Source organism: Acidobacteriota bacterium (assembly GCA_039030395.1).
Lineage (GTDB): Bacteria > Acidobacteriota > Thermoanaerobaculia > Multivoradales > JBCCEF01 > JBCCEF01.
In genome coordinates this window covers 20,059-33,918 of record JBCCEF010000005.1, presented here as the reverse complement: position 1 = coordinate 33,918, position 13,860 = coordinate 20,059, and the positions used below count along the sequence as shown (strand labels likewise).

Annotated in this window: 12 protein-coding genes; 6 read left to right on the top strand and 6 right to left on the bottom strand. The window is 66.1% G+C overall.

The window, feature by feature from the left end; translation table 11 throughout:
• From AAF481_07000 to AAF481_06990, 3 genes are all read right to left on the bottom strand, one after another.
• Positions 1-723 carry a hypothetical protein gene (locus AAF481_07000; GenBank protein MEM7480905.1) on the bottom strand — a complete coding sequence of 241 codons (723 nt, stop codon included), beginning with the start codon at positions 721-723 and terminating at the stop codon, positions 1-3.
• Positions 724-808: 85 nt separating this feature from the next.
• A complete protein-coding gene (locus AAF481_06995; protein ID MEM7480904.1) occupies positions 809-2,050 on the bottom strand; it encodes a hypothetical protein in 1,242 nt (413 codons plus the stop codon).
• A 74-nt stretch (positions 2,051-2,124) separates the two neighbouring features.
• On the bottom strand, positions 2,125-2,433 hold the full coding sequence (locus AAF481_06990; protein ID MEM7480903.1) for a YciI family protein: 309 nt from the start codon (positions 2,431-2,433) through the stop codon (positions 2,125-2,127).
• A 257-nt stretch (positions 2,434-2,690) separates the two neighbouring features.
• Here AAF481_06990 and AAF481_06985 point away from each other — a divergent pair, with 257 nt between their 5' ends.
• On the top strand, positions 2,691-3,038 hold the full coding sequence (locus tag AAF481_06985; protein MEM7480902.1) for a hypothetical protein: 348 nt from the start codon (positions 2,691-2,693) through the stop codon (positions 3,036-3,038).
• A 238-nt stretch (positions 3,039-3,276) separates the two neighbouring features.
• Here AAF481_06985 and AAF481_06980 read toward each other — a convergent pair whose 3' ends face one another.
• Both AAF481_06980 and AAF481_06975 read right to left on the bottom strand, forming a co-directional pair.
• The gene (locus AAF481_06980; protein MEM7480901.1) at positions 3,277-3,840 is read right to left on the bottom strand and encodes a nucleotidyltransferase family protein; all 564 of its coding nucleotides are present in this window, start codon (positions 3,838-3,840) and stop codon (positions 3,277-3,279) included.
• 17 nt (positions 3,841-3,857) lie between these two features.
• On the bottom strand, positions 3,858-4,892 hold the full coding sequence (locus tag AAF481_06975) for an XdhC/CoxI family protein (protein MEM7480900.1): 1,035 nt from the start codon (positions 4,890-4,892) through the stop codon (positions 3,858-3,860).
• Between the two features lie 92 nt (positions 4,893-4,984).
• Here AAF481_06975 and AAF481_06970 point away from each other — a divergent pair, with 92 nt between their 5' ends.
• The gene (locus tag AAF481_06970) at positions 4,985-5,452 is read left to right on the top strand and encodes a hypothetical protein (GenBank protein MEM7480899.1); all 468 of its coding nucleotides are present in this window, start codon (positions 4,985-4,987) and stop codon (positions 5,450-5,452) included.
• 135 nt (positions 5,453-5,587) lie between these two features.
• Here the strand turns inward: AAF481_06970 and AAF481_06965 are convergent, their stop codons facing one another.
• The gene (locus tag AAF481_06965; GenBank protein ID MEM7480898.1) at positions 5,588-6,481 is read right to left on the bottom strand and encodes a lysophospholipid acyltransferase family protein; all 894 of its coding nucleotides are present in this window, start codon (positions 6,479-6,481) and stop codon (positions 5,588-5,590) included.
• Positions 6,482-6,704: 223 nt separating this feature from the next.
• On the opposite strand from AAF481_06965, the gene AAF481_06960 reads away from it, so the two are divergent.
• The 4 genes from AAF481_06960 (at position 6,705) to AAF481_06945 (ending at position 13,817) form a co-directional block, all read left to right on the top strand.
• On the top strand, positions 6,705-8,438 hold the full coding sequence (locus tag AAF481_06960; GenBank protein ID MEM7480897.1) for a hypothetical protein: 1,734 nt from the start codon (positions 6,705-6,707) through the stop codon (positions 8,436-8,438).
• 39 nt (positions 8,439-8,477) lie between these two features.
• Positions 8,478-10,280, top strand: a complete 1,803-nt coding sequence (locus AAF481_06955; protein ID MEM7480896.1) for a CRTAC1 family protein — start codon at positions 8,478-8,480, stop codon at positions 10,278-10,280.
• Complete coding sequence (locus AAF481_06950; protein MEM7480895.1) at positions 10,277-11,842, top strand: tetratricopeptide repeat protein; 1,566 nt, start codon at positions 10,277-10,279, stop codon at positions 11,840-11,842. Before AAF481_06955 ends, AAF481_06950 begins: the two co-directional genes overlap by 4 nt.
• 262 nt (positions 11,843-12,104) lie before the next feature.
• Entirely contained in the window at positions 12,105-13,817 is a 1,713-nt protein-coding gene (locus tag AAF481_06945) for a tail fiber domain-containing protein (protein MEM7480894.1), read from the top strand.
• Positions 13,818-13,860: the final 43 nt, after the last annotated feature.

Below are 13,860 nucleotides of genomic sequence, written 5' to 3'. Positions count from 1 at the left end.
CTAAGGCTCGATCACAAAGTCCGTGTAGCGCTCGACCACCTTCATTCCGCCGCCCGAGAATTGCACCGTTTGGTGGCGTTCGAACGGCAGGCCTCGGTCGTCGAGCCAGAGGGTGCCGACACCCGCCGGGGACCCCTCGACCAGCAATTGGAAGCGAATGCCCCCTCTAGCGACCGGCTCCAACTGTTCCATTCGCAGCCAGTCGCCCACCCCGGTCGCCGCATGATCCGGTGACCAACCGGCGGTCAGCCGGGCGAGGTTGTGGAGCAGACCCATGCGGGTGAGGCCCAGCGCCAGAGCCTCGGCCAGGGCCGGCGGGGTCTCTTCGTCGAAGCGGCCGGCGGCGGACCCTCCGGCCATTCGTCCGTCGGCGGAGGTCAGATCGAGTTCCACCGCCTGGTCGCCAAACAGGCCCGATCCGGTGAGCAGCACCCCGCCATCGCCGCGCCAGGTCGCCGTGCCTTGGAGGACGGTGGCCAGCGCGCCGGTCGACTTGATGTCGTAGCCGAAGGAAACCTTGTCGGCGGCCAACAGCCGCTTTTCCAAGCGCTGCCACCGTTCGGCGGCACTCGGCGACTCCTCTTCCGCCGTGGAGTGGGCAACCGGCGACGATCCACAACCGACCCACAACCCGGCAACGAACAACGTGAGCAGCCCTACGGAACCGATTCGGGCGGGTCGTCCGCTCCGGAAGAAAGATCCGAGCAGGGGTTGATGGTTCAAGAGCGCTCCTTCCGATTGCCGGTCGTGTGGGTGAGACAACATAGAGCCGAGCCGCGAAAACGCTACCAGAGGGCCGGAAAGCGGTCTATCCGCCGCCGAAAACGAAAACGAGCTGGCCCAATCCGGCGAGGAATCCGAGCACCGCTCCGGTCAGGATGAGCTTGATCTCATCCTCCTGAAAGCACGGCCGCAAGAGGTTCTGGAACTCCTCCGAGGGTAACGACTCCATCCGCTGGCGGAGCATCTCCTCCACCACCAGCGCCCGTTCTTCGATGAAGCCCCAGTGATCGAAAGGTTCCGCCGCCACTTCGACGGCCTTGTCGCCGATCGCCCGGCGGATCGCCGCATAGCCGTCCGAGCCCAGGGTGACCTGCGCCGCCGGCAAGAGACTGCCCAGGGAGGACTCCATCACCGGCTCGATATGGCGCCGAATGAGTTCCCGGGAGCGTTCCGCCCGCGGGCCCTTGACCATCGCCCGCATGATCTGCCGGACCGTCACGATCTCCCGGGTCACCAGGTGGCACCAGATCGCCGCCACCTCTTTCTGGCGGCGCAGGAACAGGCCGTGGAGGGTCCAGGGGCCGAAGCGGACCGGATGGAGAGGCCGGAAGATCAGATTGAGGGCGATCCAGTTGGTGGCCCAGCCGACGATCAGGCCGAAAACCGGCAGCACCCAAGCGGCCGGCAGCAGCAGCCACACAGCGAGTTGCACCAGGCCGAAGAGGAAGCCGAAGTAGAAGCCAGAACGCACCAGAAACTTGAACTCGGCGCGGCCGGATTCGATGAACAAGCGATTGAGGAGCTTCTTGTCGCGGCTCAGATGCCCGACCAGCATCACCTTGAAATCGATCAGCTCGTCGACGCTGCGGCCCACTTCGCGCACCAGAGCCTCGATGCGGCCGGGCATTTCTTCCCGTACCCGCAGGTAGATCTGCTCCTTGACCAGCTTCGGTACCCTCCGCCAGAGGGCGCCCTGACCGCTCCAGTACATCACCTCGTCGGTCCAGCGCGGCAAGTGCGGATCCACCGAGCGGGTAACGTGGTGGGAGATGCGCTCCGGCTCCATCTCCTCGAACAACTCCGGCAGAGTGCCCAGCCGAAACATGGTCTTCTCGGCGAAGGTTCCCGCCATCTTGGCGGCCTTCGAGGGGATGATGCCTTGCCAGCCGAGGAAGGGCCGAATGCCCTTGAATTCAAGCGGGTGAAAGGTGAGCTTGATGGCCAACCAGTTGGTGCCCCAGCCGACCACCGCGGCGACGACCGGAATGCTCGCATAGCGCAAGAAGTTCGGCCAGAAATCCGGCTGACGGAGCAGCGATTCGAGCATCGCCGAAACCGTAGCACAGTGCCCCAGGTGGCCTCGAACTGCTGGACCAGCGGATCACTGGGATACCTCGAAGATCACCGAGTGAGCCGGCCGCCGGCAATTCGATAGGGCTGTAGGCGAGCGGTCATCAGACCCTCGGCAACCGCGGGATCCCCCTCCATGATCGCTCGCGCTGCCGCTTCGCCATCCGCCTCGAAAACGACCAAGCCAAAGGTCGAGTCATCGTTCTCTTGGGTCCGCCCAAACAACAGGACTTGACCCTTGTCAACCAGGTCACGAAGGTAGGCCACGTGACGTTCACCACTCGCTGCCTCGGTTGCGGTAGGGCCTTCTTTCAACATCGCCGGACGGGTCGGTTTGAGCACGTATAGAAACTGTTTCATGCCCTGACTCTAGTCGCTCTTCGCCTCACCTTGGAAGGACCGCATAAATCACTGTCCTCACTGCAGGCGAAGACGAGCAGGAAAAAAATCAGCAGATGGAGCCCTTCGAACACCCCGCTTGACAAATGCTAAGAATTTAATATCGTTAGTATAAATTATATGATATTTAAAAGAGGTTATATTCATCTCACCACGGAGAGCGTCTCTCCGTCGCCGGTTGCCGCAGCAGCGGTGGCCTCAAACCACAAGGAGCAACCATGAAGAAAGCACTGTGGATCGTCGTCCTCGTCGCCCTGATCGTCGGCTTCGCCCCCGCCACCATGGCCGAGGAGATCAAGGCGCCGCCGCCGGTCGTCGAGACCGCCGATACCGAAACCCTTGTACCGCAAGACGACACCGTTGAGGCACTCTCCATCGAAGAGCTGCTCGGCATCTCGGTGATGGGCGAAGCGCAGGAAAAGTTCATGTGCTGGCCGGAAACCAACTGTACGACGGACCGGGACTGTGAGATCACCGGCCAGCCCGCCGGCTGTCCCGTCGGCTATTCGCCGACCTGTGAAAATCCCTCCGGCAACGCCTGCGCCGGCACCTGCGTCTGCTGCTAGCAGTTTGCTGAATATGGGCTTCGCCCATTGTTTCAGCTGCACTGCTAGCTCTTCTCGAGGGGGCTAGGCCGGGCCGCGCAGGCGCCCCCTCGCCTGAAAAGAACTAGTCTTTTCAGGCTCACCCCATCCACGGCGCCTACGGCGCCGCCTCGCCCTATGGGCTCGGAGCCAGGTGCTGCCGAGAATCTCCGAACCCGGCCACACCCGATACAAGAGAATGGAAGATGCACCGCCTCCCTCACCCCGGTCGGCGATCAAGATCCTGCAATTCCTCGACATCCTCGACTTCCACCTCGACGATCGGCTCCGGCCTTCGCCGCAGCACCTGCCTCCCGCCCTCGTCACCTTCGATCTGCCTCAACTCTCCAAACAGCGACCGGTCAAACAGCACCGGCGCGCCGCGGCGCCCTCGATGGACTGGCGCCACGACCGGCCCGCCGGTCCGGCGGTAACACTCGATCAGCGAGTCGATCAGGCCCGGGGTCAATCTCGGTTGGTCCACCGGCAGAAACAAAGCGGCCCGTGAGCCGGCGGCCACGGCGGCCAGCCCGGCTCGCACGGAGGTGCTCTGCCCTTCCGCCCAGGCCAGGTTCTCTACGACCCGAAGGTCCAGATCGGCAATCGCTTTCCTCACCTCATCGGCGCGGAAACCCACCACCACCACCAGCTCCGCCAGGTCCGCCGCCAGAACCGTTCGAGCCGCTCGGCGAACCAGCGGTTCTCCTTCGAGTTCGAAGAGCTGTTTGGGAACGGACCCGCCGAAGCGTAACGAACGGCCCGCCGCCAACAGCACGCCGCTCACCGGCTGCCTGCCGCAGCTCACCGGCGACCGTGACGGGCCGCTACCAGCTCCGCCAAAATGGAAACGGCGATCTCCTCCGGCCGGCGGCCGCCGAGGTCGATACCGATGGGGGCGTGGATGCGGGCGATCCGTTCTTCCGAAAAGCCCCGTTCGGCAAGGGCCGCAACCCGCTTCTGGTGGGTTTTCTTCGATCCCAGTGCGCCGATGTAGCGCAGCGGCCGCCGGAGAGCGACCTCCAGGGCCGGCAGATCGATTTTCGGGTCGTGACTCAGTACCGCCAGGTAGGTGCCCTCGTCTAGACGGCAGGCGTCCAGGGCCGCTGGCGGCCAGCCGCGTATCAACTCGTCGGCGTGGGCGAAGCGCTCGGCGGTGGCAAAGGCCGAGCGGGGATCCAATACCACCGTCCGAAAGCCGAGTTCCCGCGCCAGGGTGACCAGGTGGACGGCGACGTGGACCGCCCCCACCAGCACCAGCTCCGGCCGCGGTGGATGGGCCTCGACGAACACTTCCGCGCCTTGCTCTTCCAGCTCCCGTCGCACCGTGCCAAAGGAAGCAAAGGCCTCTTCGGCCGCCGAGCGGCAGCCTTCCTCGAGGTCCGCCGGCAGCGCGGCGCCACGCCGCGGGCCCTCCGGCGACAGCAACACCCGGCGGCCCCGGGCGGCGCCCGTCAACACCGTGCCGGAAGCCACCAGGCGGTCGCCGCACAGGTCCGCCCGCAGCGCTTCGAACACCGGATCCCCGGCTATCACCGCTTCCACCCACACCTCGATCCTGCCGCCGCAGGATAGACCCACCGCCCAGGCCTCGGCATCGGCGACGCCGAACTCGAGGAGCCGCGGCTCGCCGCTTTCCAGAACCGCCATCGCCCCTTCGACCACCGCCCCTTCGACGCAGCCGCCGCTGACCGAACCGGCGACGGCGCCGGAGGGAGCCACCACCATCTTGCCGCCAGGCCGTCGCGGCGCCGAGCCCCACACGTGAATCACCGTCGCCAGCGCCACCCGCCCCTCCACCGCCAGCAGCCGGTCGAGATCTTCGAGAACGTCTCGCATAGGGGCATTCTAGTGCTCCGCGGGCCACCACCGGGGAGCTTGCCTCGGGATCCTCGATAGGGCACGATGAACCGACAACCGCCGGACGACCGATGACCAGAAAGCCCGACCATCCGCTCCCGTGGAGCGCCTTGACCTTGCTCCTCGCGGTGCTCCTCACCGCCTGCCAGACCACTCCCTCACCGGCAGACTCCGACCTCCAACGCCTGCAGGGCGAGTGGAACTGTCGAGGTCCCGGAGGCCAATGCTGGGTGACCGTTTCCGGCAGCTCGCTCCGCTTCTTCGCGCGAGACGACTTCTGGTACGAAACGACCTTCACCCTTCGTGCCGACCGAGCCCCGAAGCAACTCCACGCCACCATCGTCGAGGACAGTCAGCCGGACGAGGACGACGTCGGCACGGTGATCGTGACGATCTACAAGTTTGACAACGGCACCCTGACCTTGGGCCTGATCGACCACTATCAAGACCCGCCCCCGACCTCGTGGGTGGGTGATTGGGAATGGGTGAGAGATCGCTACGACCTCACCAGGACCACGAGGGTTCCATCAGGCGAGTGAAACCACACCGAAAGCGGGTGGAGGTGCCTGTAGATGCAAGGAGTGGGGTTCTCGGCAGCCGCAGGCACTGGTAGTACGCCGAGGAGTGCCGGGGTTCTCACGACGCCGCAGATGCAGGTGCATCCGCTCGCGCACTCAAGTCTTCCACCTTCTGTGGGCCCACAGCCACAACTCCGGAGTCTTTCGGATTTCGTCCTCGAGCACCGCCAAATACCGCAGCGTCAGTGCCGCATAGGCCTCCTCGCCCCGCGCCGCGGCCGCCGGCGGATGGATCGCCGGCTCGAAGCGCAGTTCGTAGCGACCGCCCGGAAGCGGTTGGCAAAACAGCGGCACCACCGGCGCCCCGGTGCGAATCGAGAGCTGCGCCAAGATCGGGCTGGTCCAAGCCGGCCGGCCGAAAAAGGGCAGCAACATGCCGGCCGAGGGGCGGACTCGCTGATCGATCAGAATGCCCACGTTGCGGCCCGTCCGGATCGACCGCAGGATGCCGAAGGCGGCACCTTTCTTGGCAATCACCCGGCTACCGAAACGCTCGCGGAGGCGCAGGATTTCGGCCGCCAGATAGGGGTTGTCCGGCGGGCGGGCCACGAAATCGATGCCGCCGAATCTCTTGCTCAGGGCGTGGGCGGCGATCTCCCAGGGACCGAAGTGACCGGTCATCAAGAACACCCCACGGGAGGGGTCGGCGCCCACCGCTTCGTCGAGGTGGCTGAGGCCCGCCAGATCGACCCAGCGATCGAGCTGCGGCAGCACCCTTCGCTCGATCGCCAGGGCCTCGCACAGAGCGGCGGCGAGATGCCGCAGGCTGCCCCGGGCGATCTGCCTGCGCTCGGCCAGCGACCGTTCGCCCATCACCAGGGCCAGGTTGTCCAGAGAGCGCCGCCGAAGGGAGGGAACGAGCCGGTAGGCCCATCCTCCCAGTCTGCGGCCGAACCGCCGAACACCCTCCGGCGACAGACGCTTCAGGAAAGCCTGCACGGCTCGGTAGCCGATCATTTCGAGGCGATGGCGAAAGGGCGCGTTCTTCATCGCCGGCAGTGTATCGGGATCGTCCGGCCGGTGGTGATGAATTCGTCGCCCCTAGGCCACGGTGTGATCCAGCCGACGCGGTAGGGCGACACCCCCTATAATTGAGTGTTCAGCGCGAGTGAAGCCCTTCGGCTATCCCGCTTCGTCGAGCTTGCCGCACCTTCTAGACGACTCCCTCATGGCGAATCCAACCTCCAGACCCTCGCTTCGATTTGGCGGCGTCGTGCCGATACGCCCGCCGACGACCCGCGCCAGCCGCTACGAGCGGCGGCCGGGGGGCGAAGGCAACGAAGACCAACATCACCTGCGCTGCCGAGAGGCGCCCAACCTGGAGGTGGTGATCGATCGAGAATTCAGTTTCAGCGAGGCCGAGGCACGAAAGCTCGGCGAGCGGGTCATCCTGCTCGATGGCGCCGGGGCTTTCGCACCGTTGCGGGACACCGCCAAGCATCTCTACAACCTCGACCACCATGAAGGTTGCGTGCGGGCATTCACCCTGGCGACTTGCGAGCAGGCGCTGATCATGGTGGTGCAGGGTCTCGAACTCGGCCGCGGCAGCTGGCGCATCCTCGCCAACGAGCCGGACCTGGATACCGTTTTCGCCATCTGGGTGCTGCTCAACCACCGACGGTTGCTCGAAATGGACACGGAACGGCTCGACGAATTCCTGCCCCTGTTGCGGTTGGAGGGCGCGATCGACGCCAACGGCTACAAGCTGGCCCAGTATTGCGGCCTGCCGACGGACCTTCTGGCGCGAACCCGGCGCCGCCTCGATGCCCTCCAGGAGGCCGAGAAATCTCTCAAGGCGAGCGGCGAGTGGACCCAGATGGATCCGCTCGACTACACCACCCGAATGCTCGACACCCTCGACCGGCAAACCCTCCCGCCGGCCGATCTCGAAGTTCCGACGGAGGTCGAAAAGGACTACGGACACTTCGACATCGGCGGCGACCGGGTGGCGGTGGTGGTGCGGGACGAGGCCGGCATCTACGAAGTGGAAGAGCGGCTGCGAGCGGCCTGGGGCGACCGCCTCGGCATCGTGGTGCTCGAGAAGGAACCCGGCCACTACACTCTGCGCCTGACCGCCGCCCTCGCCGGTATCGACCTGGGCGCCGCCTACCAGAGCCTCAATCTCGAGGATCCGGCGGTGGACGGGCGGCCGCGCTCCAAACGCTGGGGTGGCTCCGACGATATCGGGGGCTCGCCGCGGCCCTCCGGCAGCGCCCTGACACCGGCCCAGATCGGTTCCCTGTTGGAGCGTATCTACACTCGGCGGGGAAGCTCCGTCGGCCTGCGCGGCGTGGCCCTGGCGGCGTTCTCCCTACCGCTCGCCGTCGGCGCCTTCGTCGCCGGTCGCGAAATTCCCTGGCCGGGCCCCTGGAGGAGCGCCTGGGGATTGTTCGCGACGGCGGTCGCCATCGGCCTGCTGGCCACTTTCGGTAGCCGATGGGCCAGCCGCCGGCGGCTCTGGCTGTTCGGATTCCGGCGACCGGCCTTCGACGGGATCAGCATCACCTTGACCCTTGGCGGCGCCCTCCTGGCGGCGGGCTTCGCTTGGCGCGCCATCCCCCTGGCGGGCACCAACCCCCCGGAGGCCACGGAAATTGCCGCTCTGGCGGTCGCCGCCGTCGCCCTGGAGAGCCTATGGCGCGGTTACGCCCACGGCCTGCTGCGCAATAGCTTCCTGGCGACCGGCAAGCAAAGCTCGCAGCTCAACCCCGCCATTCTCGGATCCGCGGCACTCACCGGCGCCACCGCATTCATCGCGGCGACCACCGGCTGGCTGGAGGCGATGCCGGCGCCGGTCCCGGTCTGGGATCCTTGGTTGGTGACGGTACTGGCCACCGGCGGCGCCCTGCTCCTCGGCCTGCTCCGGGAGCGCACCTTGAGCCTCTGGCCCGGCGCCCTGGCGGTGGCGGCCGGCTGGATCGCCCGGCGGGTGATCGAAATCCTCTGACGACCCACTGATCGAGCGATCCAAGACGCTTTTCAGACCATGACCGAAATGGCCTCCTTCAGCCTGCGCCTGCTGGCGACGGCGATCGCCCTGACGCTCCTTGCACCGGCAGATCGCGCCGCCGGCGGAGAGCCGCTGTTCACCGACGTCACCGCTGCTTCGGGGCTCGATTTTGTTCACTTCAACGGCATGACCGGCGACTTGCTCTTTCCGGAGATCGCCGGCTCCGGCGGTGCGCTGTTCGACTTCGACGGCGACGGCGATCTCGATGCCTACCTCGTCCAGGGCTCCCTGCTGACCCGGGAAGCGAAGCTTGAAGACGCCCTCATCGCGCCCCGCGGGGCGCTCACCGACCGCCTGTTGCGGAACGATCCGGGACCCCGCGGCACACCGCGCTTCACCGACGTCACGAAAGCGAGCGGCCTCGAGGCCGAGGACTACGGCATGGGCGTTGCCGCCGGCGACTACGACAACGACGGCGATATCGATCTTTACGTCGCCAACCTCGGTTCGAACCGGCTGTGGAGAAATCGCGGCGACGGCACCTTCGAAGACGTGACAACGGCAAGCGGGAGCGACGACGACCGTTGGAGCATCGGAGCCTCCTTCGCGGATTTCGACGGCGACGGTTGGCTGGACCTGTTCGTCGTGAACTACGTGCGCTTCGACGTGGAAAGAAACGTCCGCTGCTTCGAGAAGAGTAGTCGCTTGGACTACTGCGGCCCCGCCGCCTTCGATGCGGAAGCCGACCGACTGCTGCGCAATCGCGGCGACGGCACCTTCGAAGACGTCTCCCTGACCAGCGGCATCGGACGCCAAAAGGGTGCCGGCCTGGGAGTGGCGACGGCGGACTTCAACGGCGATGGCCGATTGGATTTCTACGTCGCCAACGACGGCATGCTGAACTTCTTGTGGACCAACCGCGGCGACGGCACCTTCGAAGAGGACGCCCTGTTCGCCGGCATCGCCGTCAATCGCAACGGCAAGGCCGAAGCGAGCATGGGGGTGGACGCCGGTGACTTTGACGGCGACGGCGACGCGGACCTGTTCATGACCCACCTGATGGGCGAAACCAACACCCTGTATATCAACGACGGCAGTGGCCTGTTCGAAGATCGCACGGTGGAAATGGGCCTCGGTGAGAGCAGTCTGCCCTTCACCTCCTTCGGCACCGCCTGGTTCGATGCCGATCTCGACGGCCGCCTCGACCTGGTGATCGCCAACGGTGCCGTCTCCTTTACCGACCGGCGGCCGGGACCGGAAACGCCGTACCCTCTGGAACAACCCAACCAGTTCTTCCGGCAGCGCTCGGACGGACGTTTCGAGGACGCCAGCGCTGAGGCTGGCAAAGCCTTTCTCGGTCCAGAGGTGAGCCGCGGCCTGGCCCTCGGAGACCTCGACAACGACGGCGACGGAGATCTCTTGTTGATCAACAACAGCGGCCCTGCCCGGGTGCTTCTCAACCGGTGGGGGGATGACCGACCCTGGTTGGGTCTGCGTCTCGTGACCGGCGAGCGCGACGCCTTCGGCGCGCGGGTCGAGCTGCTAGCGGCGGCAGATGAGGCCGCCACCAAGAACCCCAAGAAGAGCCGGTGGGGACGGGTGCGAAGCGACGGTAGCTACGCCTCGGCTCACGATCCGCGGGTGGTCTTCGGCCTGGGCGACGACTTTCAACCGCAGTCCGTTCGGGTGTACTGGCCCGATGGATCACAGGAAACCTGGCCGGCACCGCCCCTCGGCCGCTACACGAGCCTCGTCCAGGGAGCGTCGACCCCTTCGCCGGCCGAATCAAAGCAGGGCGAGCCAGGAGAGCCTCCGCCCGCCGAGGAACGAACCCCATGAAACGTACCGTCTTCGCCGCCCTCATCTTCCTCCTGACGACCCCCACCGGCGTCCTTTCGACACAGGCCCAGGAGACCGATGGCGAGACTTCCGGCGCCGTACCGATCCCCTCGGTTGACCTGGATGCCCTGGAACAAGACGTGGCGGACCAGATCCGCGCCCAGCGCCGGGAGGTCGAAGAAGTCCTCCACCACCCCCGGGCGACGAACCTGCGCAAGGCCAACGCCTACGGCGACATGGGCCGGGTGTTTCATGCCTACGCCCTCGCCGAAGCCGCCGAAGCCTGCTATCGCAACGCCCTGCGCTTCGCGCCGGAGGACTTTCGCTGGCCCTATTACCTGGGGTACCTGCTGCAGCACAAGAGCCGCCTGGAGGAAGCGATCACCTTCTACCGGCGCGCCCTAGAACTGCTGCCGGTGAGCATCGCGGCGCAAGTCCACCTCGGCGAGATTTACCTCGCCCTCAACCGCCCGGAGGAAGCCAAGAAATTCTTTCAAGGTGCCCTGGACGTCGGCCCCAAAGAACCCGCCGCTCTCGCCGGCCTGGGGCAGGTCGCTTTGTCGCAGAAACGTTACAACGACGCGGCGGGCCACCTTGGCGATGCCCTGGAGCGAGTGCCGCAAGCCCGCATGCTCCACTATCCCCTGGCCCTCGCCTACCGCGGCCTGGGAGACGAGGACAAGGCCCGCTGGCACCTCGCCCGGCGGGGCGAGGTGGGAGTGCGGCCGCCGGACCCGCTGATCAAGGAACTGGAAGCCTTCCGCAGCGGCGAACGAGTGCACCTGCTGAGCGGTCGCGCCGCTTTCCGGGCCGGCCAATTCGAAGATGCCATCGCCGGCTTCCGCAAGGCCGTCGCAGCCAAACCCGACAGCGCCCGGGCGCGCATCAACCTCGCCACCGCCCTGTCCGCCGCCGGGCAGGCCGAGGAAGCCGAGAAGGAACTGCGCATCGTCATCCGCGTCGCCCCCGAAAACCCCACCGCCCGCTACAACTTGGGCGCCCTCCTGATCGCCCGAAATGCCTTGCCGGAAGCCCTTGAGCAGCTGCAAAAGGCCGTGCGTCTGGCGCCGGAGGACGCCGCGGCACGGCTAGACCTGGCCGAGACCCTGGAGCGTAGCGATCGCTCCGCCGAAGCGCTCCCCCACTTCGAAGCGGCGCGTGAGCAAAGCCCCGGCGAAGTCCGCGCCTGGGTCGGCTCAGCGCGCATCCACGCCGAGAACGAAAACTGGCAGGCTACGCGCGATTTGTTGGAAGAAGGCCATCGGCTCCTGCCGGAGGACGGCCGCCTGGCGCACGCCCTGGCGCGCCTTCTCGCGGGCTCTCCGGATCGCTCGCTGCGCGACGGCGAGCAGGCCCTCGATCTGGCGCGCCGCGTCTTCGAGGCCAAGGCGGTACCCGCCCATGCCGCCACCCTCGCCTTGGCCCTCGCCGAGCAGGGTCGCTGCGACGAGGCCGCCAAATGGCAGCAGCGAGCCGTTGACGAAGGCCTCGCCTCCGATGCCGCCCGTACCGCCCTGGCCCTCTACTCCAGCGGGCCGCCCTGCCGCCCACCGGGCGAATGAATTTCTTTTGTCCGCACCCGAAACGTTTTCGCCGCCTCGTGCCACCCCTGAACAGAGCAGGCAATAGATATGCAAAAGAGCTCACAAATACAAGGGTCTTCGGCCCAAAGCCAACCTCTACTCATGGTATCGTAGAGATGGTTTCAGTGCGTCTTTTAGGCCTGTCTCAGTCACTCAGGCAACATCCCGCGGAAGCCGTTCGAAGCGACCACACGGCGTGGTCACGGTTGCCGCGGGAGCGAATATGAGAGGAGTCCAGTTCATGAAGTCCATTCAACGAATTAGCGTGATCGTCGCCGTACTCAGTCTTGTCCTGAGCGGTACCGCCTTCGCCAACGAATCCGCCGACATGGCGGTGGTCATTCCGGGTAGCGCCGCCATGCAGTGGGCGCCGGCGGTCCCCTATGAATCGATGTCGCTCCGCGTCTCCGGTCCGGACGTCTCCATGGAATACTTCTTCGGCCCGTCCGAGCTGCCGGTGTTCAGCGTGTTCGACGAGTTCGGCAACGTCTACCCGGACGGCACGTACAGCTGGGAGTTCCGCCTTTCGCCGGTCTTGCCGGAAGGGGTGAAGCGGGCCCTCGCCGATTCCCGCGAGCGCGGTAACGACGGCGAAGTGGCACGCCAGCTCAAGCGCTCCGGCCTGGTGCCGGCCGAGGAGTTTCTCGTCCAGTCCGGTTCCTTCACCATCGCCGGCGGTTCCATCGTCGACGGCAGCCTGGTCGAAGAGGCGCGCCGCGGGGCGCCGATCAGCGTTGACGCTCCGGCCCGCTCCGGCGACGGCCCCACTCCGATGAGCGCCGCCGACCAGGTGTTCCTTGACGACGTGATCGTCGACGGCAGCCTGTGCGCCGGTCTGGACTGCGTCAACGGTGAGAATTTCGGCTTCGACACCATCCGCATGAAGGAGAACAACCTCCGCCTCCACTTCGACGACACCAGTGCCACGGCCAGCTTCCCGAGCAACGACTGGCGCCTGACGGCCAACGAGTCCGACAACGGTGGCGCGAACAAGTTCTCGATCGACGACGCCACCGCCGGCCGCAGCCCCTTCACCATCGAAGCGGGCGCCAACGCCAACACCCTGTACGTCGAAGCGGACGGTGACGTCGGCATCAAGACCGCCAACCCGGTGGTCGACATCCACATCGTCGAGGGCAACACTCCGACGCTCCGCCTGGAGCAGGACGGCTCCGACGGCTTCACCCCGCAGATCTACGACATCGCCGCCAACGAGGCCAACTTCTTCATCCGCGACGTCACCAACGGCTCCCGGCTGTTTTTCCGCTCGAAGCCCGGCGCGCCGGAAGACTCGATCTTCATCGCGGCAGACGGTGACGTCGGCCTGGGTACGGACAACCCAACGGACGGCGCCGATCTCGACGTGGTGGGAAATGCCTCCGTCGGCGTGTTTCAGGTGCGCACCAGTGACAGCGGCACGCGAGTTTCCATGGCGGCCGCCGGCACTGCAGGCTTCGTCGGCACCCAGTCCGATGACCCGCTGGTTTTCAACACCAATACGGCTGAGCGCATGCGCATTCTCAGCACCGGCCAGGTGTCTATCGGCTGCTTCTCCAGCCTGGGCAGCAACGATTTCGTGGTGTCGGGGACTCAGGATGCCGTGACCGACTGCAGCTCTGCGCCGGCCTCCACCCTGCAGGCTGGTGCGACCACCTTCACCGCTTCTTCGTCGCGTCTCTACAAGACGAACCTGCAGCCGATCCCGGCGCAGGGGATCCTCGACAAGATCGCCGCTATCGACGTCTACAACTACGACTTCATCGATGGTCCCGAGGATGTGATCGGTCTGGTGGCGGAGGACTTCCACCAGGTCTTCGGCAAGGGCTCGGACAAGATGCTCAACGGCCAGGAGGTCCAGATGGCCCTCTGGTTGGCGGTGCAAGAGCTGTCCGCTAGCAACGCTGAGCTGAAGCGCGAGATCGAAGCGCTCAAGGCCGCCTCCGCGGCGCCCTGACCCACCTCGCTTTCAGGTCTTTCGTCTAGGAGCGCTCCTTCCC

Coding starts and splice junctions, on each gene's coding strand:
- AAF481_06995 (MEM7480904.1), bottom strand. CDS start 2,050: ATGCTCGAATCGCTGCTCCGTCAGCCGGATTTCTGGCCGAACTTCTTG.
- AAF481_06990 (MEM7480903.1), bottom strand. CDS start 2,433: ATGAAACAGTTTCTATACGTGCTCAAACCGACCCGTCCGGCGATGTTG.
- AAF481_06985 (MEM7480902.1), top strand. CDS start 2,691: ATGAAGAAAGCACTGTGGATCGTCGTCCTCGTCGCCCTGATCGTCGGC.
- AAF481_06975 (MEM7480900.1), bottom strand. CDS start 4,892: ATGCGAGACGTTCTCGAAGATCTCGACCGGCTGCTGGCGGTGGAGGGG.
- AAF481_06970 (MEM7480899.1), top strand. CDS start 4,985: ATGACCAGAAAGCCCGACCATCCGCTCCCGTGGAGCGCCTTGACCTTG.
- AAF481_06965 (MEM7480898.1), bottom strand. CDS start 6,481: ATGAAGAACGCGCCCTTTCGCCATCGCCTCGAAATGATCGGCTACCGA.
- AAF481_06955 (MEM7480896.1), top strand. CDS start 8,478: ATGACCGAAATGGCCTCCTTCAGCCTGCGCCTGCTGGCGACGGCGATC.
- AAF481_06950 (MEM7480895.1), top strand. CDS start 10,277: ATGAAACGTACCGTCTTCGCCGCCCTCATCTTCCTCCTGACGACCCCC.
- AAF481_06945 (MEM7480894.1), top strand. CDS start 12,105: ATGAAGTCCATTCAACGAATTAGCGTGATCGTCGCCGTACTCAGTCTT.